Source organism: Pseudomonas sp. CFBP 13711 (genome assembly GCF_014842265.1).
Taxonomy (GTDB): domain Bacteria; phylum Pseudomonadota; class Gammaproteobacteria; order Pseudomonadales; family Pseudomonadaceae; genus Aquipseudomonas.
The window spans coordinates 708,975-735,411 of sequence record NZ_JACYVI010000001.1; the positions used below are offsets into that span (position 1 = coordinate 708,975).

Annotated in this window: 26 protein-coding genes, 2 tRNA genes and 1 pseudogene; 11 read left to right on the forward strand and 18 right to left on the reverse strand. The window is 59.6% G+C overall.

From position 1 onward, the window contains the following. The first annotated feature begins 27 nt into the window (after positions 1-27). The gene (locus IFT47_RS03195; protein WP_192170885.1) at positions 28-735 is read left to right on the forward strand and encodes a recombinase family protein; all 708 of its coding nucleotides are present in this window, start codon (positions 28-30) and stop codon (positions 733-735) included. A gap of 191 nt (positions 736-926) precedes the next feature. On the opposite strand, the gene IFT47_RS03200 is transcribed toward IFT47_RS03195, so the two are convergent. The 7 genes from IFT47_RS03200 to dapA form a co-directional block, all read right to left on the reverse strand. Next, entirely contained in the window at positions 927-1,241 is a 315-nt protein-coding gene (locus IFT47_RS03200) for a hypothetical protein (protein ID WP_192170884.1), read from the reverse strand. Positions 1,242-1,341: 100 nt separating this feature from the next. Continuing rightward, positions 1,342-1,527, reverse strand: a complete 186-nt coding sequence (locus IFT47_RS03205) for a YegP family protein (RefSeq protein WP_192170883.1) — start codon at positions 1,525-1,527, stop codon at positions 1,342-1,344. A gap of 154 nt (positions 1,528-1,681) precedes the next feature. After that, a tRNA-Ser gene (locus IFT47_RS03210) sits at positions 1,682-1,771 on the reverse strand. Between the two features lie 104 nt (positions 1,772-1,875). Further along, positions 1,876-2,589 carry a phosphoribosylaminoimidazolesuccinocarboxamide synthase gene (purC, locus tag IFT47_RS03215; protein WP_192170882.1) on the reverse strand — a complete coding sequence of 238 codons (714 nt, stop codon included), beginning with the start codon at positions 2,587-2,589 and terminating at the stop codon, positions 1,876-1,878. A 60-nt stretch (positions 2,590-2,649) separates the two neighbouring features. Beyond that, the gene (locus IFT47_RS03220; protein ID WP_192170881.1) at positions 2,650-3,408 is read right to left on the reverse strand and encodes an MBL fold metallo-hydrolase; all 759 of its coding nucleotides are present in this window, start codon (positions 3,406-3,408) and stop codon (positions 2,650-2,652) included. Further along, positions 3,409-4,524 (reverse strand): outer membrane protein assembly factor BamC, encoded by a 1,116-nt coding sequence (gene bamC, locus IFT47_RS03225; RefSeq protein WP_192170880.1) that lies wholly within the window; start codon positions 4,522-4,524, stop codon positions 3,409-3,411. A gap of 17 nt (positions 4,525-4,541) precedes the next feature. Continuing rightward, positions 4,542-5,420, reverse strand: a complete 879-nt coding sequence (gene dapA / locus IFT47_RS03230) for a 4-hydroxy-tetrahydrodipicolinate synthase (protein WP_192170879.1) — start codon at positions 5,418-5,420, stop codon at positions 4,542-4,544. Positions 5,421-5,733: 313 nt separating this feature from the next. Here dapA and IFT47_RS03235 point away from each other — a divergent pair, with 313 nt between their 5' ends. Together IFT47_RS03235 and IFT47_RS03240 are read left to right on the forward strand one after the other, a co-directional pair. Beyond that, on the forward strand, positions 5,734-6,297 hold the full coding sequence (locus tag IFT47_RS03235) for a glycine cleavage system protein R (RefSeq protein WP_037014004.1): 564 nt from the start codon (positions 5,734-5,736) through the stop codon (positions 6,295-6,297). A 10-nt stretch (positions 6,298-6,307) separates the two neighbouring features. Beyond that, positions 6,308-6,781 carry a peroxiredoxin gene (locus IFT47_RS03240; RefSeq protein WP_192170878.1) on the forward strand — a complete coding sequence of 158 codons (474 nt, stop codon included), beginning with the start codon at positions 6,308-6,310 and terminating at the stop codon, positions 6,779-6,781. Between the two features lie 115 nt (positions 6,782-6,896). On the opposite strand, the gene IFT47_RS03245 is transcribed toward IFT47_RS03240, so the two are convergent. Further along, a complete protein-coding gene (locus tag IFT47_RS03245; RefSeq protein ID WP_133772851.1) occupies positions 6,897-7,967 on the reverse strand; it encodes an AI-2E family transporter in 1,071 nt (356 codons plus the stop codon). A gap of 37 nt (positions 7,968-8,004) precedes the next feature. Next, positions 8,005-8,256 carry a sulfurtransferase TusA family protein gene (locus IFT47_RS03250; RefSeq protein ID WP_192170877.1) on the reverse strand — a complete coding sequence of 84 codons (252 nt, stop codon included), beginning with the start codon at positions 8,254-8,256 and terminating at the stop codon, positions 8,005-8,007. Positions 8,257-8,402: 146 nt separating this feature from the next. Between IFT47_RS03250 and IFT47_RS03255 the strand changes: the two genes are divergently transcribed. Then, positions 8,403-9,839, forward strand: coding sequence for a M48 family metalloprotease (locus IFT47_RS03255; RefSeq protein WP_065986750.1), 1,437 nt, complete (start codon positions 8,403-8,405; stop codon positions 9,837-9,839). 74 nt (positions 9,840-9,913) lie between these two features. Here IFT47_RS03255 and nadA read toward each other — a convergent pair whose 3' ends face one another. After that, entirely contained in the window at positions 9,914-10,972 is a 1,059-nt protein-coding gene (gene nadA / locus IFT47_RS03260) for a quinolinate synthase NadA (RefSeq protein WP_192170876.1), read from the reverse strand. Positions 10,973-11,226: 254 nt separating this feature from the next. Between nadA and IFT47_RS03265 the strand changes: the two genes are divergently transcribed. From IFT47_RS03265 to IFT47_RS03285, 5 genes are all read left to right on the forward strand, one after another. Continuing rightward, positions 11,227-13,086, forward strand: coding sequence for an ABC transporter ATP-binding protein (locus IFT47_RS03265; RefSeq protein ID WP_192170875.1), 1,860 nt, complete (start codon positions 11,227-11,229; stop codon positions 13,084-13,086). A gap of 145 nt (positions 13,087-13,231) precedes the next feature. After that, complete coding sequence (locus IFT47_RS03270; protein WP_192170874.1) at positions 13,232-13,834, forward strand: TetR/AcrR family transcriptional regulator; 603 nt, start codon at positions 13,232-13,234, stop codon at positions 13,832-13,834. 215 nt (positions 13,835-14,049) lie between these two features. Beyond that, positions 14,050-14,823: an alpha/beta fold hydrolase gene (locus IFT47_RS03275; RefSeq protein WP_192170873.1), complete on the forward strand. Its 774-nt coding sequence runs from the start codon at positions 14,050-14,052 to the stop codon at positions 14,821-14,823. A gap of 109 nt (positions 14,824-14,932) precedes the next feature. Further along, on the forward strand, positions 14,933-15,622 hold the full coding sequence (locus IFT47_RS03280) for a type 1 glutamine amidotransferase domain-containing protein (protein WP_192170872.1): 690 nt from the start codon (positions 14,933-14,935) through the stop codon (positions 15,620-15,622). 281 nt (positions 15,623-15,903) lie between these two features. Beyond that, complete coding sequence (locus IFT47_RS03285; RefSeq protein ID WP_192170871.1) at positions 15,904-17,406, forward strand: M10 family metallopeptidase C-terminal domain-containing protein; 1,503 nt, start codon at positions 15,904-15,906, stop codon at positions 17,404-17,406. 118 nt (positions 17,407-17,524) lie between these two features. Here IFT47_RS03285 and IFT47_RS03290 read toward each other — a convergent pair whose 3' ends face one another. The 5 genes and pseudogenes from IFT47_RS03290 to IFT47_RS03310 form a co-directional block, all read right to left on the reverse strand. After that, positions 17,525-18,922, reverse strand: coding sequence for an NAD-dependent succinate-semialdehyde dehydrogenase (locus IFT47_RS03290; protein WP_197983556.1), 1,398 nt, complete (start codon positions 18,920-18,922; stop codon positions 17,525-17,527). Positions 18,923-19,027: 105 nt separating this feature from the next. Continuing rightward, on the reverse strand, positions 19,028-19,837 hold the full coding sequence (locus tag IFT47_RS03295) for a helix-turn-helix transcriptional regulator (protein WP_192170869.1): 810 nt from the start codon (positions 19,835-19,837) through the stop codon (positions 19,028-19,030). Positions 19,838-19,889: 52 nt separating this feature from the next. Further along, positions 19,890-21,917: a methyl-accepting chemotaxis protein gene (locus IFT47_RS03300; protein ID WP_192170868.1), complete on the reverse strand. Its 2,028-nt coding sequence runs from the start codon at positions 21,915-21,917 to the stop codon at positions 19,890-19,892. A 145-nt stretch (positions 21,918-22,062) separates the two neighbouring features. Continuing rightward, positions 22,063-22,206: pseudogene (locus IFT47_RS27500) on the reverse strand (NAD(P)H-dependent oxidoreductase); the annotation flags it as partial. Positions 22,207-22,381: 175 nt separating this feature from the next. Continuing rightward, entirely contained in the window at positions 22,382-23,203 is an 822-nt protein-coding gene (locus IFT47_RS03310; RefSeq protein WP_192170866.1) for an NADPH-dependent oxidoreductase, read from the reverse strand. Positions 23,204-23,316: 113 nt separating this feature from the next. Between IFT47_RS03310 and IFT47_RS03315 the strand changes: the two genes are divergently transcribed. Then, positions 23,317-23,631: a DUF7693 family protein gene (locus IFT47_RS03315; RefSeq protein WP_192170865.1), complete on the forward strand. Its 315-nt coding sequence runs from the start codon at positions 23,317-23,319 to the stop codon at positions 23,629-23,631. Between the two features lie 113 nt (positions 23,632-23,744). Next, on the forward strand, positions 23,745-24,845 hold the full coding sequence (locus IFT47_RS03320) for a hypothetical protein (RefSeq protein WP_192170864.1): 1,101 nt from the start codon (positions 23,745-23,747) through the stop codon (positions 24,843-24,845). A 109-nt stretch (positions 24,846-24,954) separates the two neighbouring features. Here IFT47_RS03320 and IFT47_RS03325 read toward each other — a convergent pair. The 3 genes from IFT47_RS03325 to queE all read right to left on the reverse strand — a co-directional run bounded on the left by IFT47_RS03325 (position 24,955) and on the right by queE (position 26,431). Then, positions 24,955-25,030, reverse strand: a tRNA-Lys gene (locus IFT47_RS03325). Between the two features lie 63 nt (positions 25,031-25,093). Next, positions 25,094-25,768: a 7-cyano-7-deazaguanine synthase QueC gene (gene queC, locus IFT47_RS03330; protein WP_192170863.1), complete on the reverse strand. Its 675-nt coding sequence runs from the start codon at positions 25,766-25,768 to the stop codon at positions 25,094-25,096. Between the two features lie 15 nt (positions 25,769-25,783). Further along, positions 25,784-26,431, reverse strand: coding sequence for a 7-carboxy-7-deazaguanine synthase QueE (queE, locus tag IFT47_RS03335; protein WP_192170862.1), 648 nt, complete (start codon positions 26,429-26,431; stop codon positions 25,784-25,786). Positions 26,432-26,437 lie beyond the last annotated feature (6 nt).

A 26,437-nucleotide genomic window follows, 5' to 3' on the forward strand; every position in this document is an offset into this window, starting at 1 on the left:
CAACACTAATTGACGGGAATCACCACCATGAAAGTAGTCAGCTATCTTCGAGTCAGCACAGTCAAGCAAGGCGAGTCGGGCTTGGGTCTGGAAGCTCAGCGTGACTACATCGCCCTTGCAGCTAAGACGAAAGGCTGGGAGATCATCGCGGAATTCGTAGATACCGCCTCAGGGACCATCGCCCCAACAGATCGCCCTGAATGCATCAAGGCAATGAATGCTGCTAAAGAGACAGGTGCAATCCTCGTAGTGGCAAAACTTGACCGTATCTCTCGTGATGTTGAACACATTGCGGGCCTGATGAAACGGGCTTCCTTCAAGGTTGCGACGATGCCCGACGCCGACGCTTTCCAACTCCACATTTACGCCGCACTCGCACAGCAGGAACGAGAATTCATCAGCCAACGTACCAAAGACGCTCTAGGCTCGCTGAAGCAACGCGCTGAAAATGGGGATATGTCGGCTCAGGCTAAGATTGAACGGCGTGATGCTGGTCGTAAGGAGGCCCATAAGGTCGGACCTAAGGCAGCAACAGCAGCCAAGATAGAGAAGGCAGACGTTTACGCTCAGACTGTTAAGAACCACATCAAGGCGGCAAGCTTCGACGGAATCAAAACTCTCGCTGGGGTAGCAGCCTATCTCAACAATCAGTCGATCAAGACTAGCCGTGGTGCTGAGTTCACCCCCATGACAGTGAGCCGATTGGTTCAACGCCTAGGTATCACCTTTCCCTAAGTCGAAATGGGCTATTGTCGGGGCTTTTCCACCCTTCTGAGACGTTCTAGGGCCTCGACCCTCTCCCTGCCGGGGATAGCCAGTGAGCCACCCCAGAGCCCTCATATTTGCCGATTTAAAAAGGATGCAAATTCGCTTTTTCATTCGCGTACTTAACGCATTTCCACCTTCGCTGGTCAGCAGCTTTTTTCCTATCTCTTCAACCACTTTCTATAGGTGTAGAAAGCTTTCCCACTGGGCGATAGGAAGCTAGCAGCATAGTCATTCTCCTGGAACACTCGCACCTTCATTCCCGAGCTGATACGACATTTACCGTCACTAACCATCTTGTTTGCACCGTCCTCGTCACCGTCTTGTGCGAAGGCTCCAAAGTCATCAAGCGCCTTCTGACTGCCGCAGTAGATGTACTCCTTTTTAAGCGTTGCGGAATACTCCACGTCGCCCCACTGAGCGACGGCTAGGCCTGAGAAACCAAATACCCCAACCGCAACGATATTTCGGATCATTCCTTGCTCCATATTTGTGTTCTGACGTCACTATCAGCCGGGAAGGGGCAGACCGCCTGCGTACATAGGGGTACCTAAACGACGACAGCAAAATTCACGGTCAGGCCTGTCTAACTGGAGTACTCCGATTTGTATCCATGACCAGAGCAATAGCCGCAAGGCAATCCTGCTTATTGTGATAAGACTCTCCTTGGGCGATAACCTGATGATTAGCCGCCTTCAGACGCCATCTCCATTGCTCACCTAGAAGGGTCTGGCCAGCTTGTTGATAAATTTCGAAGTACATAGCGACCCCTTGCTAAAGGAATAAACCCTAAGTGTAGGCGATAGAAGGCATAACGCTAGCACTCACATGCGCAATTTTGAGTAGTAGAAACGAGTAGTAGAACCAGAAACGAAAAAACCCCGTAACTCATTGAATTACGGGGTTTTTCTATGTATGGCGGAGAGATAGGGATTTGAACCCTAGGTACTGTCGCCAGTACAACGGATTTCGAATCCGTCCCGTTCGGCCACTCCGGCATCTCTCCAACGGCGCGCATCATAACAGTTCGTTCGAGGAACGCGAACCCTTTTTAAGGATTTTTTCGCGTTCTTTCAGATGCTTGCAGCATTTTGCGCTTGAAGCATTGGATCAGAGCGGTACGCCGAGACGCTGGGCGACTTCTTCGTAGGCTTCGATGACATCGCCGAGACCCTGACGGAAGCGGTCCTTGTCCATTTTCTTGCGGGTTTCTTTGTCCCACAGGCGGCAGCCGTCCGGGCTGAACTCGTCGCCCAGGACGATCGAGCCGTCGCTGAAGACGCCGAATTCAAGCTTGAAGTCGACCAGCAGCAGGCCGGCGTCGTCGAACAGTTTGCTCAGGACTTCATTGACCTTCAGCGACAGTTCTTTCATGCGAACCAGTTGCTCGGCGGTGCCCCAACCGAACGCGACGACGTGGGAGTCGTTGATGAACGGGTCGCCCTTGGCGTCGTCCTTCAGGAACAGCTCGAACGTGTAAGGGTTGAGCTTCATGCCCTCTTCCACGCCCAGGCGCTTGACCAGGCTGCCAGCGGCGTAGTTACGCACGACGCATTCGACCGGGATCATGTCGAGCTTCTTGACCAGCACTTCGTTGTCGCCCAGCAGTTTGTCGAACTGGGTCGGAATGCCGGCGGCTTCGAGCTTCTGCATGATGAAGGCGTTGAACTTGTTGTTCACCATGCCTTTGCGGTCAAGCTGCTCGATGCGCTTGCCATCGAACGCCGAGGTGTCGTTGCGGAACACCAGGATCAAGCGGTCAGCGTCATCGGTCTTGTAAACCGACTTGGCTTTGCCGCGGTAGAGTTCTTCACGTTTTTCCATGATGGGCTCCGCTTGCTGAATCTTGCTGAATAGTGGGGGGCGATTCGCCCGTTTGGGACGCTAGGCGATTTCGCGCCAGTCGAGCCCTGAATCCTGATCGGCCAATTGTAGCCAGTCCTCGTCGCACCCAAGGGTGTCGACAAAACATTGCCGGGCCAGATGCGGCAGGTTGTTCTTGCTGCTCAGATGGGCCAGCACCAAGTGCTGCAGATCCTGCCATCCCAGCTCGTTCACCAGACTGGCAGCCTGATGATTGTTCAAATGACCGTGATCACCACCCACCCGCTGCTTGAGAAAGTACGGGTACTGACCCCGGGCAAGCAGATCGCGACAGTGATTGGACTCGACCATGAGCGCGTCGAGCCCGCGGTAGCTGTCGAGCACCGTCGGGCAATACGAGCCAAGGTCGGTCAACAGGCCGAAGCGCCGGCGCCCGTCGTTAAACACAAACTGCGTGGGCTCCAGCGCATCGTGGGCCACCGACACCACGTCGATGCCCAGACCGCCAATGCGCAGACCCTGCCCGCCCACCAGCCGAAGCCCTGCTTCGACCGGCTTGCGCATGCCGCGCAGCGTGCCGTCACTGAGGTACACCGGCACATCGTAGCGCCGAGACAGCAAACCCACGCCATGCACATGATCGGCATGTTCGTGGGTCACTAGAATGGCGCTGAGCTGTTTGCCGCTGACGCCCAGCCTGTCGAGCCGCCGTTCGGTTTCCCGCAGGGAGAAACCGCAATCGACCAGCACATACGTGTCGTTGCTCGCAACCAGCGTGGCATTGCCGCGACTGCCGCTGCCCAGAACCGCGAAGCGCACTTAACCCAGGTTGTCCTGAATGACGCTCAACACACGACGAGCGACTTCAGTCGGCGCAACGGTGTTGATGTTCTTCTCGACCGTGACCTGAACGTTTTCACCGACCTTGCTCAGACGGACCTGATAGCGCTCGGCGCGGGCCTCCTTCTCTTCCTTGGACTCTTCACTGCCGAACACGCGGCTGAGGAAGCCAGGCTTGTTTTCAGGCTTGTCGGCTTTTTCCGCCAGGTTGATGTAGTAAAGACCCAGGCTGCGGTTGATGTCCTCAACGCGCCAGTCGCCCTGGTTAAGCGCACGACCGACGCTCGACCACGCGCGATCCAGATCCGCGCCCAGGTTCAGCACCGGGTTGCCGCTGCCGTCTTCGCTGAGGGAAACTCGGCTTGGGGTGTCGAAATCACGCGCCGCCAGCAGGGACACCGAACCGCCCTTCTCGGCCGTACGGGTCAGGCTTGCCAGCATGTCGTCGGTCAGCACGGAGTCGAGGCCGACGTTAGTGCTGCGCGACGGGAATGCAGGATCATCGCGGCTGCCGGCCGGACGTTGCACGCTGACCACATAGATTTCACTGGTGTTGCGCTGCACGCCAGGCTCAATGCGAACGCGGACGCGGGTTTCGGTGTTGGCGGCATCGCCACTCGAACCCATGCGCTTGGCAACCGATGCGGACAGTTCGTCCATGCGCTGCCAGGTGGTGTTGAATTCACCGGTTTGCGGACGATCTTCAGCGATGCGGAAGCCGTTGTCTTCAAAGTACTGATGCGCCACGGGCCAGACTTCAGCCGGTGCGCGCTGGGCAAGGATCCAGCGGTTGTCGCCGCTCTTCTGCAGCGTGTAGTCGCCGGAGTCCTGAGCAGTAGTCAGAGGTTGCGGACGCGGCACGGTGAATTCACCCTTCTGGGTGTCATCGGCGACGTTGCGCGGAATCGGCAGCAACGGGTCCAGGCGTTTGACTTCCTGAACGCCTTCGGGCAATTGCATCGGCGGCTTCTGGGTCGCTTCCAGGTAATCGCTGCTGCGATCGCGGAAGTAACCGTCCTGGCCAAAGAGCCAGCTGCAACCGCTGGTGCTGGAGATAATCAAGGCTAGTGCGGAAAGTCCGGCCAGTCGCTTCATTGCGTAATGCTTCCTCATTAGACCAATACACCGGACTGGCGCAGGGCCTGACGCAGCGGCTCGCGGCAGGACTCGCTGAGCCAGGTGAGCGGCAGACGAATACCGTCTGGCATCAAACCCATCTCATGCAGGGCCCATTTCACGGGAATAGGGTTCGATTCGATGAACAGGGTCTTGTTCAGCGGCATCAGTTTTTCATGGATTTTGCGGGCGGTGTCCGCGTCACCGGCCATCGCGGCCTTGCACAGATCGGCCATGGCGCGCGGCGCAACGTTGGCGGTGACCGAGATATTGCCTTTGCCACCCAGCAGCATCAGCTCGACGGCGGTTGCGTCGTCGCCGGAATAGACCAGGAAGTCGCTGCTCACGCCGGCAAGAATATCCTTGGCGCGCTGCAGGTCTCCGGTGGCTTCCTTGATGGCGATGATGTTTTTGACTGTCGACAGGCGGATAACGGTTTCGGCTGACATGTCGCAGGCGGTACGGCCCGGCACGTTATACAGAATCTGCGGGATGTCGACAGTTTCGGCGATGTGCTTGAAGTGCTGGTACAAGCCTTCCTGGGTCGGCTTGTTGTAGTACGGGGTGACCAGCAGGCAGGCATCGGCACCGGCGTTCTTGGCGTTGGTGGTCAGTTCGACCGCCTCGCGGGTGGAGTTGGCGCCTGTGCCGGCGATGACCGGAATGCGGCCAGCGACCTGCTGAACCACGCGGCGGATGACTTCGATGTGCTCGTTGACGTCGAGCGTCGCGGATTCACCGGTGGTGCCGACGGCAACAATGGCGTTGGTGCCCTCTTGCAGGTGAAAGTCCACCAGTTTGCTCAGGCTGTCCCAGTCGAGACGACCTTGTGCATCCATGGGTGTGACCAGTGCCACCATACTGCCCGCAATCATGCAAACCGCTCCTGCCGGAAAAAGAGAGCGGTAATGGTACTGGCGCCATGATCCTTGCACAAGGCGAGCATTCCCCTCGGCGCCGGTTTTCGCTACCCTTCGGTCTTTGATCGGTACGGGTCATCTGCCCGGCTCGTTCGACTGCTCGATTTTGTCGTCACTTACCCCGCCCTGCGTCGTTATCGCGCGCCATGACAGGCCCATGGCCGCGATTGACGGCTGCGGGTCGGGGCGACATCACGATGCCTTCGTCCGTCGAGCCCGCCGGCACAGGCCTGCTGCGTACCGACCGCTCATCGTTTAGGAATGCTGCATGTCATCCATCCCCACAGTTCGCGAACAATTCCTTGTCATCAGTGCCCTTGGCGCCAACCCAATGGAGCTGACCAACGTCCTGTGCCGCGCCAGTAACGAAAGCCGTTGCTCGGTCGTCAGCTCTCGCCTCACTCGCCACGGTGAGTGCAGCGCGCTGATCCTGCAGATCTCCGGCAGCTGGGACGCCCTGGCGCGTCTGGAAACCGGCCTGCCCAACCTGGCGAAGAAACACGCCTTCACCGTCAATGTGGTGCGCAGTGCTTCGCTGGAAAACCGTCCGGAAGCCCTGCCTTACGTGGCGTACGTCAGTTCGGCGTATCGCCCGGACATTATCAACGAGCTGTGCCAGTTCTTCATCGACCACAACGTCGAGCTGGAAAACCTGATCTGCGACACCTATCAGGCCCCACAGACCGGCGGCACCATGCTCAACGCGACGTTCACCGTGACATTGCCGGCCGGTACCCAGATCAGCTGGCTGCGTGACCAGTTCCTGGACTTCGCCGACGCACTCAATCTCGATGCGCTGATCGAACCATGGCGCCCTCAAGCACCGATGTAAGGAGTCTCGAATGGCTGTAGAACTCGACCAAGCGGTTGCCGACTTTCAGGTGCAGGCCACGAGCGAACAGGCGGTCAGCCTGTCGGCGCTCAAAGGTCAGCAAGTCGTTCTTTATTTCTATCCGAAAGACAGCACCCCGGGTTGCACCACCCAGGGCCAGGGCTTTCGCGATCATCACGCCGACTTCAAGGCCGCCAACACGGTGGTGTTCGGTGTTTCGCGGGACAGCCTGAAATCCCACGAGAACTTCAAGGCCAAGCAGGAATTCCCGTTCGAGCTGATTTCGGACAAAGATGAATCGCTGTGCCAGCTATTCGATGTGATCAAGCTGAAAAAGCTGTACGGCAAGGAATACCTGGGCGTCGACCGCAGCACCTTCCTTATCGACAAGGACGGTGTGCTGCGTAAAGAGTGGCGCGGCGTGAAAGTGCCGGGGCATGTGGCGGCGGTGCTGGAAGCAGCCAAGGCGCTGAACAAGGCTTGATCGCCATAATGTAGGCCTGAGCTTCCCCGCGATCGGGGGCCGTTTAGTCATCGTAGGTTGACCATGACGACGCCGATCGCGAGCAAGCTCACTCCTACAAAAAGCGAGGCAACGCCTATAACAACGGCGCCACCGTCGGTTCGTTCCGTGGCCACGCGTCCAGTACGGCCTTGAACAGGGTCGCCAGCGGAATCGCAAAGAAAATCCCCCAGAACCCCCATAGCCCTCCGAACAACAGCACGGCGCAGATGATCGCGACCGGGTGCAAGCTCACGGTCTGGGAGAACAGCAGCGGCACCAGCACATTGCCGTCCAGGGTCTGGATAATGCCGTGGACCACCATCAGATAGATGAACTGATCGCTCCAGCCCCACTGGAACAGCGCGATGAACGCCACCGGCACCGTCACCACGACTGCGCCCACGTACGGCACGACCACCGAAATCCCCACCAGCATCGCCAGCAACGCCGAGTAATTCAGCCCCATGGTCACGAAGGCGATGTACGTCACCCCGCCACAGATGAAGATCTCAATGACCTTGCCGCGAATGTAGTTGGCGATCTGCCGATTCATTTCCTCGGCCACATGGGTAATCAGCGTACGTTCCCGGGGCAGATAGCCCCTCGCCCAACGGCTGATCATCCGACGATCCTTGAGGAAGAAGAACACCAGGATCGGCACCAGCACCAGGTAGATCATCATGTTGACCAACAGCGGCAAGCTGGACAGGGAAAACGTCAGCGCCCATTGCCCGAACTTTCCGACCTCGCCGCGCGCCACTTCGATGGCCTGCAGGACCTGTTCGTCCGACACCAGATGCGGATAACGCTCCGGCAGCAGCAACAGCAACGACTGCCACTTGGCGAGCATGCCGGGCAATTCGTTGAACAAGGTGATGAGCTGTCGCCACAGCAGTGGGACCAGAACCAGCAAAAACAGCGCCAGCGCCCCCATGAATAACGCGAAGACCAGTCCGACTGCGCCACCTTCCGGGACCCGCAGGCGTTCAAGCAGGTTGACCAACCCCTGCATCAGAAAGGCGAGCACCAGTCCGGCCAGCACCGGGGCAAGCATGCCGCCGAGGGTGAGAACAACGGTAAATCCGAGAACCAACAGCACTGCCAGCACTACCGCTTCCTCGTCGGAAAAGTAGCGCTGTATCCAGTCGCGAAGCACTTTGAACATCAAGAATCCTAAGGGGGTTGCGAGGGGTCAGAAACGCTCAGGCCTTGCGTAGCCAATACCGATAAATGCCGTCAGCGTTTTCTTCGTGGAGCAGCACGTGCCCGGCCAGTTTTGCGAAGGTACGGAAGTCGCGCTGCGAGCCTGCATCGGTGGCCGTCACTTTGAGGACCGCGCCGCTGGCCAGACGATTGAGTTCCATCTTGGCCTTGAGCAAGGGAAGCGGGCAGTTGAGGCCGCTGGCGTCGAGCTCTGCATCGCAGGGTGCGGGGTGTCCTACAGCGTCAGACATCGTTTCTCTCCGGATAGACACATCCGCCCTCGCATAAAAGCAGTCAGGCGGAAGAACATTCTTACAAGTTTTCCAGAATACCCCACTCTGGTCAGCAAGCCATCGAGCCAGCTACAGTGGCGCCTTTCTGCCCCAGAGTTTCGTGCATGAATTTTTTGCGCCCCACGCTGCTGACCCTCGCATGCCTGCTGGCAGCGCCGAGCTTCGCAGAAGATGACCTGCCCTCCCTCGGCGACGCGAGTTCATCCATCGTTTCTCCCCAGCAAGAACATGACCTGGGGCGTGCCTGGCTCGGGCTGCTGCGCTCTGAAGTGGCGCAGCTGTCCGACCCGCTGCTCAAGGACTTCGTCGAGTCCTCGGTCTACCGGCTGGCCGAAACCAGCCAGGTGCAGGACCGCCGGCTCGAATTCATTCTGATCAACACGCCGGAGATCAACGCCTTCGCAGCGCCCGGCGGGATCATCGGGGTCAACGGCGGGTTGTTCCTCCATGCCGAGACCGAAGGCGAATACGCCGCGGTCCTCGCCCACGAATTGGCTCACTTGTCGCAACGGCACTTCGCCAGGGGCGTGCAGGCGCAGCAGCGCATGCAAGTGCCGGTGATGGCGGCGATGCTCGCCGGTATTGTCATGGCCGCAGCGGGCGCGGGGGATGCGGGGATTGCCGCGATTGCCGGCACCCAGGCCGCCGCGATTCAGGAGCAGGCGCGGTTCTCCCGGCAAAACGAAGCAGAAGCCGACCGCATCGGCATTCTCAATCTGGAAAAGGCCGGCTACGATCCGCGCAACATGCCCACCATGTTCGAGCGGTTGGCGCGCCAGTATCGCTATGACGCCAAGCCACCGGAATTCCTGATGAGCCACCCGGTGACCGAATCCCGTATTGCCGACACGCGCAACCGCGCCGAGCAAGCCAAGCCCGGCGGCAAGGAAGACAGCCCTGCGTATCAACTGATGCGCGCACGCACCGTGCTGATATACGAAGAAACCCCGGGCATGGCGGCCAAGCGTTTCCGTGCGCAACTGGCCGAGAACCCGAAAAACGATGCGGCTCGCTACGGTCTGGCACTGGCCCAGACCAAAGCGGGTCAGCTGAATGAGGGCCGCGAGACGCTGAAGCCCCTGCTCGACAAGGCGCCGGACAACATTCCCTACAACCTCGCCGCCGTGAATCTGGACATCTCCAACAATCGCCTGCCCGATGCTCAACAGCGGGTGGACCGGATGTTGAACCTGTACCCGGACAACTACCCGCTCAATCAGGCGAAAGTCGACGTCCTGCTCAAGCAGTCCAAGGCGCCGGAAGCGCTGAAGTCTCTGGAGATTCTGTTGAAGAGCCGCCCGGACGATCCGGACATCTGGAATCAGGTGGCGGATACCCGTGGTTTGTCGGGCAACACCATCGGCCTGCACCAGGCCCGTGCCGAATACTTCGCGCTGATGGGCGATTTCAAGCAGGCGATTCAACAGCTTGAATTTGCCAAGCGACGGGCGAACAACAACTTCCAGCTGGCCTCACGCATCGACGCGCGGCAGCAGGAAATCATTGCTCAGGAGCGGGCGGTGAAGGACATGATGAACTGAAGTCAGCTACAAGCGGCAAGCCATAAGCTGCAAGGTGGAACGCAGCAAATCGGCTTGCCGCTTGCCGCTGTGAATCAGGCGTTACCAGAGCTCTTCATCCGTGCCGCCTGGGTAAAGTCGAGCATGCGCTGCAACGGCCGAACGGCGTGAGGGATAACCGCCGGGTCGACGAAGATTTCGTTGGTACCTTCGCGCAAACACTGAAGCGTGCGCGCCAGCGTGTTCATCGCCATCCACGGGCAATGGGCGCAACTGCGGCATGCGGCGCCATTACCTGCGGTCGGTGCCTCAATGAAGACCTTGTCCGGGCACAGCTGCTGCATCTTGTAGAAGATGCCGCGATCGGTGGCGACGATGAAGGTGGTGTTCGGCAGCGTTTGTGCGGCCTTGATCAACTGGCTGGTGGAGCCCACGGCGTCAGCCAGATCGATGACCGACTCGGGGGACTCCGGGTGCACCAGAATGGCAGCGTCCGGGTACAACGCTTTCATGTCCTCAAGCTGCCGGGACTTGAATTCCTCGTGCACGATGCAGGCGCCGTCCCACAGCAGCATGTCGGCCCCGGTTTCGCGCTGGATGTAACGGCCCAGATGCTTGTCGGGCGCCCAGATGATTTTCTCGCCGTTGTCCATCAGGCTCTCGACGATCTCCAACGCACAGCTGGACGTCACCACCCAATCAGCACGGGCTTTTACAGCGGCTGAGGTATTGGCGTAAACCACCACGGTACGCTCGGGATGCTGATCGCAGAACGCAGCGAACTCGTCGACCGGGCAACCAAGGTCCAGCGAGCAGGTAGCCTCAAGGGTTGGCATCAGAATGCGTTTTTCGGGAGTGAGGATTTTTGCGGTTTCACCCATGAAACGCACCCCGGCCACCAAAACGGTTTTCGCCGGATGGTTTTTGCCGAATCGCGCCATCTCCAGAGAATCCGAAACGCAACCGCCGGTTTCTTCCGCCAGCGCCTGAATCACCGGATCGCAGTAGTAGTGAGCGACCAGCACAGCGTCCTGAGCCTTGAGCTCGGCGGCGATCAAACGGCGGTACTCAGCCTCCTCTTCCGGGCTCAGGGTTTTGGGCTGTTTGGCGTCCAGGTGCGCTTGGACCAGAAGGCGTTCGGAGATGTGTGTCATGTCGGTGGACCTGAATGCGCGTACGGACGGAAGGTCCGCATGATAGAAAACGGCCGGGAAGTTAGCACGGGATCTGTTGAGCGATCACTTACCGGCAGTCACCGACTGCCGATCTTCAGCCGTCATGTTGGCGTTCCGGACGCCGCGAGACCGTCTCGCAATCGGGCGGAACGACCCACCCGCGAAAGCCTCGAACCCTCAAGTTAGCCATTCAATGGCAGAATCTGCGCCACTGGACAGTTTTGGAGACCCTCATGCTGCGCGTATTTGAACGACGGCTCGACCCCTTCCCACCCGACGAAGCACCGCCGCCACCCGTAGGTCTGGCGCGTTTTCTGTGGGCCTGCACCCGTGGAGCGCGTGGCTATATCCTCGCCCTTGCGGTGCTCAGCGCCTGTGTATCGCTTTACGAAGCCTGGCTCTTCTCGTTCCTCGGGCAAGTGGTCGACCTGCTCTCGACCTGGAAGGACGGCGGCGCCACCGCGGGCGAGGAAAGTCGAGCGCTGTGGGGCATCGGCATTGTGCTGGTGATCAGCATCGGGCTGGTGGCCATGCGCACGATGGTTCAGCACCAGGTGCTGGCGATCAACCTGCCGCTGCGGCTGCGCTGGGATTTTCACCGACTGATGCTGCGGCAAAGCCTGTCGTTCTTCTCAGACGAGTTCTCCGGTCGGGTCACCACCAAGGTGATGCAGACCGCGCTGGCGGTGCGAGACGTGCTGTTCACCCTGATCGAAATCGCGCCCGGCATCGGCGTTTATTTCATCGCGATCATCGCGCTGGCCGGCGGTTTCGCCTTGAAGCTGATGCTGCCGTTCATGGCCTGGATCGTATTGTTCGGCCTGGCCATGCTGTACTTCGTGCCGCGCCTGGGCAAAGTCGGTCAGGAGCAGGCCAACGCGCGGTCGTCGATGACCGGGCGGATCTCCGATGCATACACCAACATCACCACGGTGAAGCTGTTCTCCCACTCCAAACGCGAAGCGCAGTTTGCGCGTGCGGCGATGGAGGACTTCAAGCAGACCGGCTTTCGCCAAATGCGTCTGGTGAGCCAGTTCGAGATCGTCAATCAGGCACTGGTCGTCGCGCTGATTCTGGGCGCAGGCGGTTATGCCCTGTGGCTGTGGCATCAGGGTGACGTCGGCACCGGCGCGGTGGCCGCGATTACCGCCATGGCGCTGCGCATCAATGGCATGTCCCACTGGATCATGTGGCAGATGACCTCGCTGTTCGAGAACATCGGCACGGTGCAGGACGGCATGGCGACCCTGACTCAGGGCCCTAAAGTGCAGGACGCGCCGGATGCAGCCGTGTTGAAGACCACCGGCGGCGCCGTGACCTTTGACAACGTCAGCTTCAACTACAACGGCGAGCGTCAGGTGCTGGAGGGTTTGAATCTCGCCATCCGCCCCGGCGAGAAGATCGGGCTGGTCGGACGTTCAGGCGCCGGCAAATCCACGCTGATCAATCTGCTGCTGCGCTTCTATGACGTGGACAGCGGCGAGATTCGCATCGATGGGCAGAACATCAGGCAGGTCACGCAAGACAGCCTGCGCAGCGCCATCGGCATGGTCACGCAAGATACGTCGCTGCTGCATCGGTCCATTCGCGACAACATCGCGTATGGCCGACCTGATGCCACCGATGAGGAAATCCACACCGCTGCGGCCAACGCCCAGGCCGACGGCTTCATCAGCCAGCTTAGCGACAAGCATGGTCACAGCGGCTACGACACGCTGGTGGGTGAGCGCGGCATCAAGCTGTCGGGCGGCCAGCGCCAACGGGTCGCCATTGCTCGCGTGATGCTGAAGAACGCGCCGATCCTGCTGCTGGACGAAGCCACCAGCGCCCTGGATTCGGAAGTCGAAGTGGCGATTCAGGAAAGCCTCGACGAAATGATGAAAGGCAAAACCGTCATTGCCATCGCCCACCGGCTGTCGACCATTGCGGCCATGGACCGGCTCATCGTGATGGACGACGGGCGCATCATCGAACAAGGCACCCACTCTGAACTGCTCAGCAAGAACGGCACGTACGCGCGGCTGTGGCATCACCAGAGCGGCGGGTTTCTGGGCGAAGATCAGGGGGTGCCTGAAGCGGTGGATCAGGTTTAGCGGGCAGGCGCGCTTTATAACCGCAGCGACACGACGGCGATGGGGCTTAAAGCTGTCGTGTCGAGCCGGGCCCCGCCGACACACGACCACATCGTCCATCAGAATCCGCTAGTAGACCGACTTACTAGGATGTATTCTCCGAGCCATGAATACTCCCCAAACACGTGGTTCATCTGATGTCCGTCAAGGAATCCTCGACGTCGGCCAACGCATCATGGCCGCCAAGGGGTATTCCGGCGTAGGCCTGAACGAAATTCTGGCCGCGGCGGGCGTGCCGAAAGGCTCCTTCTATCATTACTTCGGTTCCAAGGATGCCTTCGGCGAGGCGTTGCTTGAGCACTACTTCGACGACTACCTCGCGGATATTGATCGCATCCTCGGCGAGCCCGGCCTGCCCATGGGCGAGCGCCTGATGAGTTACTGGCGGGTCTGGCAAGACACCCAGTCGTTCCAGGAATGCCAGGGCAAGTGCCTCGCCGTGAAGCTCGGCGTTGAAGTGGCCGATCTGTCGGAAACCATGCGCGCCGTGCTCAAGCGCGGCACGGCCGGGATTACCGACCGGCTCGGCAGCGCGATTGAGGCTGGCATTGCCGACGGCTCGCTGCCCGCCTGCGAGAACCCTTACGCCGTTGCGCAAAGCCTGTACCAGCTTTGGGTCGGCGCCAGTGTGATGGTCAAGATCGAAAGAAGCCTCGCGCCCTTCGAAACAGCCATGGCAACCACGCGCGTGATTCTGCGCCTGACCTGATCAGCGCCCCGCAATGTCCCGCCGCTCTCTTTGTCTTCGTTCCTCTTCTGCATAGCGCCTGCCGGTCTCTCCAGACCGGCTTTATACCTTCGCCGCCTCCACTGCCAAGCACGTCAAAAAGGGCTCCTGAAATAATTTGAAAATACCTCTAGACGACTGGTCTACTCAGAGGTAAGGTGTACCCACATTAACCCGCCACCACAAGGACTGACGTGATGAAAACCAGAACAACGATCACCGCTCTCGCCACTGCCGTGACATTGCTCGCCGCCGCTGGATTCGCGTCAGCCCAAGACCGCCCTGCCGCTCCCCTGACCGCCAAGACTGTAGTGCTGGTCCACGGCGCTTTCGCCGACGGCTCCTCTTGGAACAAAGTGATTCCGCTGCTGGAAAAAGCCGGCCTCAATGTGGTGGCAGTGCAGAACCCGCTGGATTCCCTGGAAGGCGATGTCGCTGTCACCAACCGCGCCATTGCCGCTGCTCCAGGCCCGGTGGTTCTGGTGGGTCACTCCTGGGCTGGCGCGGTCATCACCGACGCTGGCGTCAACGACAAAGTCCGCTCGCTGGTCTACGTCGCCGCTTACGCCCCGGATGATGGCCTGTCAGTATTCGATGCCTTTAAAGGCTATCCCGACATGCCCGGCCAGGCCTCCTTCGTCAAAGATGCAGACGGCTACGTGAAAGTCAGCGACGAAGGCGTCGCCAAATTCTTCGCCCCTGATCTGCCCCGCGCCGAACAGAAACTCGTCGCCGCGACCCAAGGCGCGCTGAACATCAAAGCGCTGAGCCAGCCAATTCCCCACGCTGCCTGGCACAAGGTTCCTTCCTACTTTGTCGTGGCTACCCATGACCAAATCATCTCGCCACAACTGCAGCGCGATCAGGTGCAGCGCCTGCACGCCGATTCCATCGAAGTCCCTTCAAGCCACGTTGCGATGCTGGCCTATCCCAACGCCGTGGCTGACCTGATCATAAAAGCTGCCAAGTGAATTTCGTTTTGCCGCTGAACTAGACGACTAGTCTATTAATCCAAGTGAATGACGCTTTACCTTTTGGCTGCCCGGCAGTCTCAAACCTAAATCGAAAAGGAAATACCCGATGAAAGTTCTTATGGTTCTGACTTCCCACGACACCCTCGGCAACACCGGCCGTCCTACCGGCTTCTGGCTGGAAGAACTGGCCGCGCCCTACTACGCGTTCAGCGACATCAACGCCGAAATCGTTCTGGCGTCGCCACAAGGCGGTCAGCCTCCGCTGGACCCGAAGAGCAATGAGCCTGACTTCCAGACCGACCTGACCCGTCGCTTCGAGAAAGACGAAACCGCCAAAGCCCTGCTCGCCAATACCGTCCGCCTCGACAGCGTGTCCCAGGCAGATTTCGACGCTGTGTTCTACCCTGGCGGCCATGGCCCGCTGTGGGATCTGGCTGAAGACAAAAATTCCGTCCAACTCATCGAGTCGTTCATCGCCGCCAACAAGCCCGTCGCTGTCGTATGTCACGCCCCTGGCGTGCTGCGCCACGTGAAGAACGCCGACGGCACGCCGCTGGTTAAAGGCAAGACGGTCACCGGCTTTGCCAACAGCGAGGAAGAAGCCGTCGGCCTGACCAACGTGGTGCCTTTCCTGGTGGAAGACGAGCTGAAATCACTGGGCGGCGTCTACTCCAAAGGTCCGGACTGGGGCTCGTACGTCCTCACCGATGGTCTGCTGATCACCGGCCAGAACCCTGCTTCGTCTGGTCCTGCGGCAGACGTGCTGATCAAGGCACTGCAGAACAAGTCGGCCTGATCACCGCCCGGCGCGAGGGGTGTTCGCACCCCTCGCCGCTTCTCACCTTCGCACCGAGATAACCGCCATGAACTGGTAATGAACGGATTCAACCCGACCCCAGGCCCGACTTTATGTCGGGCTTTGTCGTTTCTGGACCGAGACGAATAATCAAACAAACGCGGCTTTGACGGGTCTACCACGCCAATGGCCGGCATTGATGAACGCTCACGATGCCTGTTGTAACTGGATCTGCCGTCCACGGAGGCCGCAGTGCCAAACCTTTTATAGCGAGAAAAAAAATGGCTCAGGCAACGAAAACAGCACTGCAGAGTGAAGCGGATGAGGCGGTTGTCGTGACTGCTCATGGCACGTATGACAGCTACGTGGGCACGGCGGATGATGACACCCTCACGGGCACCACAAAGCGGGATTTCATCTTTGGAGGCGATGGCGACGACATCCTCACCGGTCAGGGAGGGGATCCCAATCCGTTCAGCAACGCACAGGATCGCTATAACGGCGGTGCCGGCGTCGACACCCTCATCAGCCATCCTGCCTATTACTACGGCAACACCTTCGTCTACACATCAGTGACGGACAGTTACTTCGACAAACAGGGCTCGCACTCGGATCTGATCAAAAACTTCCAATCCAATGACGTACTTGACCTGACAGCGCTCGGGCTGGAGCGGGTTGGCAATGGCCACAACGGCGATCTGGCGGTCACTTACAACGCTGACAAGAACGTCACCTATGTTCGCTCGCTGGACAAAAACGCCGAGGGGCAGGCATTCGAAGTCCGGCTGGAAGGCGACCACGCCGCTCGGCTCGGCACGCAGAATTTCGCCCTGCGTTACGACCTGACGGCAGAAAGCAATGGCCGCGAACATCACGAGAGCGAAAAGCAATACGTCATCAGCGGGACCGATGGCGATGACTTTTTGATCGTCCCCAAAAGCGGCAACATCGTCACAGGTGGCGGTGGCGCTGATGAGATGTACAGCGGCAATGCACGTAACACCTTCGCCTTCGAACACCTCACCGACAGCTTTGTTAACGACAGCTCGGGACACTCCAGTGTCGATTTCATCCACGACTTCCAGCTTGGCGAGGGCGACCTTCTGGACGTTTCGGCACTGGGTTTCACCGGCCTGGGCGATGGTTATAACGGCACCCTCAATTACAGCTACGACAGCGAAGCGGGTTACGCGATTGCCCAATCCTTCGAGGCCGATGAGGACGGCAACCGTTTCGTGGTGCACCTGACACAATACGAACGGTATCCGCTCACTGGCCTGCAGGACATGGACCGGTTCACCTTTGCCGGGGACTCGGCAGCAGACCGCGCCAACCAGACGCTGACCGGCGACAACTACCGTGACGAGTTCACCAACTCGACCGCAGGCGGCATCCTTGTCGGAGGCGGTGATGATGACCTGCTGGTGGGCAATACCGGCGTCGACACCTTTCGATACGTCGAGAAGAGCGATAGCTTTCGGGGCAATTCGGACTTCATCAAAAACTTCGATGCCACACAGGACCGGATCGATGTGTCAGCGCTGGGCTACACCGGCCTGGGCGACGGCACCGATGGCACGCTGAAGTTGATCTACGACGCGGCCACGCACCGTACCTATCTGAAGGATTACGAAGCGGACGCGGACGGTCACCGATTCGAGATCAGTATCGACAAGAACATCGCCAAGACTTTCACCGCCGATAACCTGATCGTGGCTGACGCGAATACTGCACACATCGAGCTGGTGGGCCTGGGACCTGCCGACCTGCACCCGATTGGCTGAATCCAGACGCGCCATCCCAATAGGGCAGGCATGAAAAAGCCGTCGCAAATGCGACGGCTTTTTTTTGCAGCATGGGCGACTACAAACGTACGCCCACGCTGATACTGCTCACTGAATCTCAGTCGACGCTTTTTGCCCACACCGCTTGGGCATTGGTGAATTCACGCAGCCCGAAGTGGGACAGTTCGCGGCCGTAGCCACTCTTCTTGACGCCGCCCACCGGGATCCGCGCGTTGGTCGCCGGGAAACCATTGATGAACACGCCGCCGGTTTCCAGACGCCGGGCGATGCGTTGCGCGCGCGGGATGTCCTGGGTCCACAGGCTGCCACCCAGTCCATAGTCACTGGTGTTGGCCAGCACGATGGCGTCTTCGGCGTTGGCGGCAATGGTGATCGCTGCCACCGGGCCGAAAGTTTCTTCGTCGAAGGCGGCCATGCCTGGCCTCACATCGGCCAGCACGGTGGGCGCGTAGAAGTTGCCGGGGCCTTCGATCTTCTTCCCGCCCAGCAGCAACGTCGCGCCGGCGGCAATAGTGCGTTGAACCTGGCCATCCAGCTCATCGCGCAGATCAGCGCGGGCCATCGGACCGACGTTGATCGCGCTGTCCAGCGGGTCGCCGACTTTCAGTTGCTCGACCGCTGCAACGAATTGACGCGTGAATTGCTCAGCGATCGGTGCCTCCAGAATGAAGCGCTTGGCCGCCAGACAGACCTGACCGGCGTTCTGGAAACGCGCTTCGACGGCGGCTTTCACCGCAAGGTCGATATTGGCGTCGGCCAACACAATGAAAGCGTCCGAGCCGCCCAGCTCCAGCAGGCTCTTCTTGAGCGCCTTGCCCGCCGTGGCTGCCACGGCAGAACCTGCGCGCATGCTGCCCGTCAGGGTGACGGCGGCGATGCGCGGGTCTTCGATAGTGCGGGCCACGGTGTCGTTGTCAGCGATGAGGTTGGTGAACAGCCCTTTGGGAAAGCCTGCCGCCTCGTAAGCTTCTTGCAGCGCGTAAGCCGAGCCCATGACGTTCGGCGCGTGCTTGAGCATGAAGCCATTGCCCGACAGCATGATCGGCCCGGATGCACGAATCACCTGCCACAGCGGGAAGTTCCAAGGCATCACCGCCAGCACAGTGCCAATCGGCAGGAAGGACACGTGGACTTCGTCGTCGCTGCCTACATTGACGGGCTCATCGGCAAGAATCGCCGGGCCGTTGTCGGCAATCCACTCGATCGTGGCCGCGCACTTCTCCACTTCACCACGGGCCGCCGCCAGGGTCTTGCCCATTTCAGCGGTGATCAGCGCAGCGAAGGATTCGGACCGCTCACGCAGGGTATCCGCCAGACGGCGATAGGCCGCTACGCGCTCGCGCATCGGCGTGGCGCGCCACAGACGAAAAGCTGCAGCATTCACATCCAGCAACTGCTCGACGTCGGTCTGGGTCTGGAAGGGGTAAGTGGCGATCAGCTCGCCGGTGGCCGGGTTGCGTGACGTAGCGACGTTTGCGGCGGAGATCGGGCTCAAGTCAGACATCGTGATTACCTCGTTGACGGTCGGTGCAGCACCTATGCGCTGCGATGACCGCCACTCTAGGCAAGCCCGAAAAAGCCAGGAAGGCGTGTTGTTATCCTATGACCGTGAGTCATAGGCAGTGTGGCGGGGAATGTAGGTCACCAGCGACAGGTCCGGCCGCCCTTCAGGCGTCAGCGCGACGTAGGTGAAATCGATATGGCCGCTGATGGGATGCAGCAGACGCTTGCGGCCCTCCTCGAAACCTTTGACCTCGGTGTCCTGCCACCACTCTTTGAATTCAGGGCTCAGGGACGAGAGTTCTTCGATCAGGCTGTCGAACGGTGCCTTGTCCTGGGCCAGCGCGCGCGATGCCCGAAACGCACTGATCATGCCCCGCGCCATCTGCTCCCAATCCAGAATGATGGTTCGGTACGGGATGTACAGAAACAACAGACGCAGCGTGTTGCGCTCATGGGGCTGCAACGAACCGTAGTCGACGAACAGCTCGGCGATGGCGTCGTTCCACGCCAGAATGTCGAGCCGGGCGTTGCGCACATACGCCGGAATGGGGTTGATGGCGCGCACCAGCATCTCCAGGCCGGCCGTCACCCCGCCGCCGGTCGCAGCAACCGGCACCTCCAGTGCGGAAAGCGCATACAGGTGCGCGGACTCCACACGATCGAGCTTGAGGACTTTGGATATCCGTTGCAGCGCGTCCGGCGAGGGCTGAATGTCGCGGCCCTGTTCAAGCCAGGTGTACCAACTGACGCTTACCCCGGCGAGCGCGGCCACTTCCTCACGGCGCAGTCCCGGGGTGCGGCGCGGCCCTTCTGGCAGGCCGAAATCATTCGGGTCGAGGCGCGCCCGTCGGCTGGACAGAAAATTGCCGAATTCGCGCCGCTGCTCTATCGAAGGTCTTTTTGCCATAACTCGCTCGTGGTCCACGTTTTGGTTGATCGCGGAAAACGGGCATCGTGGGTCAAGCTCTGGCGTGGGTCAAGCCGGTCAAGGTATCGGCGATGGCTTTGGTGCGCCGCGCCGTGCCTTCGGTGGCCTGGTTCGAGTTCTCCAGGGAGTCGAGCATTTCGCGCAGCGCGCCGACGCCGGTGGACTGGTCCTCGATCTGCTGCGCCACCCGCTGGATCTCGCTGGAGAGCAAGTCAATGTCGACGCCGATCTCGGCCGCGTTCTTACGGGTGATTTCCGCCAGCTTGCGCACTTCGTCGGCGACCACGGCAAAGCCTCGGCCCAGATCCCCTGCCCGCGCCGCTTCGATCGCAGCGTTGAGCGCCAGCAGATTGGTCTGGCCGGCGATCTGTTGAATCACCTGCACGATGGACTGGATGCGCAGGCTCGATTCCGCGAGTGCTCGTGCGCCGACCACCGCTTCGTCCGCCTGGCTGACCAGCGCTACAACGGTATTGCCGGCGTTTGTCGAGACCGTGTTCTGCTGGTCGATCGTGCCGGCCAAATCGTCCATCGACAGGTGCAGCTCGCCGGAGTAGTGCTTGATCTGCGTGGACATCTCTTCCTGCTGCTGACCGGCCTGGGCAAGGACCCGACCCAGTGCGGCGAGGCCTTCGAAGACCGGAAGGACTTTGGTATCCAGCCCGCGGGTGTCCAGCGCGGTGTTGAAGTCGTTGAGCTTGAACGCCTCGATCTGCTTCACGATGACGTGATTCAAACCCACCATCTTCTTAAGCTGGCGGCGCAGGAAAAACGCCTTGAATTCGCCATAGTGCGCGATGAAATTGTCCACATACTCATCCGTGAATGACGCGCCTTTTGCCACCCGAAAGAAGAAGATCGCCGTGAGCGTCTGGTTCAGGTTCAGGCCGAGAATTTCACCAAAGGTCGAGAACCCCACCAGCGGTACGTCACCGAACAATCCGGTCATGCTGCCCAGATCCTTGCCGTTGTTGGCCCGACGCAAGATGCAGTCGTTGAGGATCGCCGCGACGGGCTGCCCGCCCTTGCCGCGCAGGAATTGCTCGTAATCCACGCGAGTGGCTTCGCGCAACGGCGTACGCTTGACCATCACCAGCTCTTCGCCGGGGGCCACGTCGCAGAACAGCTGAATGATTTGCTGTGCATGGTCGATGCGCGCGATTGATCGCACGAACAACTCGCTGCCCACCCGAATGGCGAAGGAGTAATCAGCCAGGTTCTTCTCAAGGGCGTGAGCGTCACAATCGAAGGCGTTACACAGCGCCTGGACCATGCTCATGATGTTGCCCTTGCTGTCGATCACCTGGTCGATGGTGCGGTCTTCGACGGAAGCGGTCAGGACACTGAGGGTCAGCCCGGCGGGCTGGAAATTCTGACTTTTGAACACGCCGAAACGGATGTCGGCGGCGGTCTTGATGAAAACAATTTGCGCATGATTCTGATAGCTGCGCTTGCCGTCGTGGATCAGCGTCTTCTTGAAATCCGACTTGCCGCCGGCCGAGCCGCCGACAAACAGGCAGGGAAAACGCCCGGACTCGTAGAGCGCTTCCATGAAGAACGATTCGGACGCAGACAAGCCGTCGAACACCACATAGGCCAGCGTGTCGCGATGGTCGATGGCCGTGCTGACCTGCGCACGCTTGATGTTGCTGACCAGTTTTTCGATGCGCTCACGCATCTCCATGCGCTTGCCACCGCTGCGGATATCTTCACACTCCAGTGGCACCATCACCACTTCGGCCGATGCAATCACGCTGCGCTCGAAGAGCTGCAAGACGATGCGGTCCCAACGATCGCCGGTTGCACAGTACAAACCGGTCGCACTGTTGCACAGCTCGCCGGAGGTGGTGCACAGGCTCAGCGCGCTATCGGGAAACCGCTGCTTTATGCGGGCGGCAATGTGGTCGATGTCCAGATGCGGTGAGACGAAGCCTGTCACCAGAACGGGAACTGAACGCACGCCCGCGAGGGCACGGTCCAGTTCGCCAGCGGTGCAGTTGATGCTGATCGCTTCCTGGCGGTTGGCACGGGATCGATTGAAGAGTTTGAGTGGGTTCATCGTTCGCTCACAGGAAAGGATCGCAGGGCGCATGCGTTACATACACAGAGCTTTTTTCTGTATCGGCCGCGGAAAATCCGACTTGAAGGACAGGACGGGGCGTTGGTCGGGGGAACCAACCGAAGTCGGCACAATTGCGTCAGTTTTAATCGACGTCAATGTAATGGATGCCAAAGTCGTGGCGCCCCGGCGCGAGGTGCGGCTTGAGCGTGAGTGCCGGGATCTCATAATCGCCGGCATTCTGTCGACGAAACGGCAGTGGCGGATCGGTGATGGGGTTATCCAGCCGCGTCGCATTGTGGCCGGAACGCCTGCACCGCGATCCCGCCCACAGGTGGCTGCGCGACCTCATCGCTTCGACGGTCGAAACGACTTCCTGCCCGCCGCACTGACGCTGAACACTGCCTCAGTCATGCACAATCAAGGCGCGCTGACCGCATGACTGAATCCCTGGAGCCACGTTATCAACGAAGGCCAAAACCCATCCGGATCAACTGCTCAACCAAATGTTCACGGCCATGGAGGTTTGAGGTGTCACGAAGTCGGTTGACCACCTGTTCCGACCAACCGTTTGCCCTCATCCCCTCGCGCTGGTAGAAAGCCCCCAACCGCTGATCATAAGTGGCGACTGCGGCCGACTCTGGCTCCGCTGCGTAGGTTTCGTGGTGAAGCACCGCAGCCTGTGGAAGCCTCGGTTTGACCTTCGCCGGCAGTTCGATGGAGGGGTAACCGACGCAGAGCCCAAACACGGGATAAACGTGTGCAGGCAATCCAAGTTCCTTGGCTACCCCCTCGATGTCATTGCGAATGGCCCCGATGTAAACGCTTCCAAGCCCCAACGATTCGAGTGCCACTACTGCATTCTGAGCCGCCAGTGAGGCATCTATCGTTCCGAGCAACAGGCTTTCGAGGTAGGGCAGTGCATGCAGTTCGGCGTGCTGCTGCTCGGCTACACGGGAAACGCGAGAGAGGTCGGCAAGCCATACCAGGAACAGCGGCGCTTGTCGGATGTATGCCTGGTTACCGGCAAGTGCCGAGAGACGCGCTTTGCGATCGGTGTTCCGCACCGCGACCACACTCCAGACCTGCAGGTTTGAAGAGCTGGCTGCAGACTGCGCAGCAGCAACCAGTGTTTCCATCAGCCCATCCGGCAGAGGCTCGGCGCTGAAAGCGCGAACGCTGCGATGGTCCAGCAACTGATCGATGGTATCGTTCCCGGTGGCGAGTGCCGATGCCTCGGGGTCCCCGTAGCGCGCTGCCATTCTGGATTGGTTGGTTGTGGTCATGGGTCTCTCCAAAAAAGTGACGCGAGGCTATCAAATCGATGCCACAGGCGCATGCCTTGCGCAGACGTTTTCACCCGGCCGCCCTGCTAGCCGAGCCATCAAGGGACATCCATTTGTCAGCAAAGCCTCTCAGTGCGCGTGACACCTGTCAGGTCCTGCGTGACATCGCCCTCGGCATTCGGGTGATGCGTCGGGTGGGCGGCAACGCTCAAGTCGACATCGACAGTGGCCTGATGACCGTAGAGGCTGATGGCTGGCTGATCACCTTTTACAAAGAGCACAATGCCCTGGATCACTGCGACCGCTGCCTCAGCCCCGAAGGTCGGGGCTACCTGTTTGACGCCCGCCAACGCTACGGCACTGATCCTCTTGAACTGCTGAGCACCTGGGAACGCGGTCAGCTGGAAACCCTGCTCTCCCTCATCTAACCGAACGCTCATACGCCGCGCGCCAAAAAAGGGCTCCGCCCATAGCGTGGGATGACGGAACCAAAGCGACTCAGTTGCCACTCAAGCGGTATAAAGTCCAAAGCGGGTGGCGTATGTCGACGAAAGTGAGTGGGCCTGTTGATCAGCTCTTCGGCTTGCATAATAGCGATTTTGGCTCGCCCCAAGGGCGTCTGACTGACCAGCGCCAAGCGGGCGGAGGCATCGATTTTGGTACGTCGCCCGGTGCCGGTGCGCAGTCGGTGAACTTCGGGGGACCATCGCCCCACAACAGTGACGGCCGAGTGAATGCCAGCGCGCAGGCGGCCAATCCCACTGATCAGGACCTGGCTGCATCGGTGCGTAATCTGGTCGAGCAGATCATGCAGGCGCTCGCACAATTCATGCAGCAAAACCGGAGCGACACGGGCGCGTCTTCTCAAAGCAGCGGCAGTCCGCAAGGCAAGTCGGCGGCAGTCTCCGCGCCCGCTCAGCCGGCGGCTGCCAACGCTGGGTCCCAGCAAGCAGCCGCGACGCCAAGTGCGGCCCAGCCATCATCAGCCGGGCCTCAAGTGGCATCCACACCTCCGGCGAATGCTCAGGCTGCGGCGGAGGCGACAGCTGCGCCTGCACCTGCAGACAAGAGTACCGCCGTAGGTGACGCCGCCTCCGCTGGCAGCGGGCCTTACTCGTTCAATATCACCAACACTCAAGACCATGCCATAAAGATTGGCCAGTTCGACAAAAATGAAAAGCTGGTAGGTGAATTGTCACTGGAGCCTGGGCAAAAAGGGACCATGAAGTACGAGGCAGACACGACGGGGCTGCTTAAACAGGCCGATGCGGACGGCAACTACAAGCCTGACGCGAGCCGCCTGGAGTTCTACAACGGTTTCATCAATACCAGCGACATTGATGGCCGCAACGCTGCAATTTATGCGAGCGACGGCAAAGGATTTGAAGTCGGAGACAAGCAAAGTATCGCTGACAAGGCACCTGACAGCATTACTTCCCTGGATTCTGCGGGGAACAAGACCATCGCCGGATGGTACGACGGGTCTACGGAGAAGATGAAACAGGGAGGCGATTTCCTGACCAAAGAGCTGGGCACTGGAATGACGTATCAGCATCCCAATGACGACACCCTGGGCCAGGGCAGCAACCCTATGCGCCATACGGACTCGATGTCCCTAGACGTGGTTTTCGGCAAGGCGTGAAATGGACGCGGGGGGCGCTGAGTTATTGAGTCAGCGCCGGCAGCTACTTTTTCACAGGCAAAAAAAATCTGGAAATCCGCATTTTCATGGGCCTTCCAGATTTTCGAAATGGTGGGTCGTGTGGGATTCGAACCTACGACCAATTGGTTAAAAGCCAACTGCTCTACCAACTGAGCTAACGACCCGCTTCGTTGTGGCGCGTATATTACTGATATTTCACAGTAATTCAACACCCAAACGAAAATAATTTAAAAATAACGCGTCGGATCCGTCACGCCAGCCGCCGCGAAGCCCTCGGCGCGCAACCGGCAGCTGTCGCATTTTCCGCACGCACGTCCCTTGTCGTCGGCCTGATAGCAGGAAACCGTCAACCCGTAATCCACACCCAGACGCGTACCGGTTTTAACGATATCGGCCTTGCTCAGCATCTGCAGCGGCGCCTGTATCGTGAAGCCCTGGCCTTCAACGCCAGCCTTGGTAGCGAGATTGGCCATGCGCTCGAACGACTCGACAAATTCCGGACGGCAATCCGGGTAGCCCGAGTAATCCACGGCGTTCACACCGATGAAGATGTCTCTGGCGCCGAGCACTTCGGCCCAGCCCAGTGCGAGAGAGAGAAAAACAGTATTGCGCGCCGGTACGTACGTTACCGGAATGCCCTCGCCCGGCTTCTCAGGCACCGCGATGCTGCTGTCAGTCAGCGCGGACCCGCCGATGCCGTTGAGATTGAGGCCGATAACCTTATGCTCGACCACGCCCATATCGGCCGCTACACGCTCCGCCGCCTGTAACTCGGCGCGATGCCGCTGGCCGTAGTCGAAGCTCATGGTGTAGCAGCTGAAGCCATCGGCCTTGGCCATCGCTACCACAGTGGCCGAATCCAGCCCGCCGGACAGCAGGATTACCGCTCTTTTCTCAGTCATCGATTGCTCACTCATTCAGCGCCCCGGCTCGTCATTCCAGAGGATTTTATGCAACTGCAATTGCAGCCGCACCGGGAGGTTGTCGGCCACGATCCAGTCGGCCAGGTCTCTGACGTTCAGATCACGGTGGACAGGGGAAAACAGCACTTCGCCAGCGCGACGGTCCAGACCGTACTGAATGATCTTTGAAACGGCCCAGTCGTAATCTTCGCGCGAACAAATAACGAATTTGATCTGGTCGTTGCGCGTGAGCAGTTCGATATTCTCGTATCGATTGCGCGCCACTTCTTTTGAACCAGGGGTTTTAAGATCGACGACACGGCTTACGCGGGGATCGACTTTCGAGATGTCCAGCGCGCCGCTGGTTTCCAGAGAAACCTCGTAGCCCGCATCACACAGCCGTTGAAGCAAAGGAATGGCATTCGGCTGAGCCAGGGGCTCGCCGCCTGTGACGCAGACATAGCGCGGGCGATAGCTGGCAACCTGCTCCATCAACGAGTCGAGGGTCTGGATGGTTCCGCCAGTGAAGGCATATTCGCTGTCGCAATAACCGCAACGCAATGGGCAGCCGGTGAGGCGCACAAAAACGGTAGGCAAGCCTGCCGTGCGCGTTTCACCCTGCAACGAGTAGAAAACTTCGGTGATACGTAGTGTGTCTTGCATAGGGGC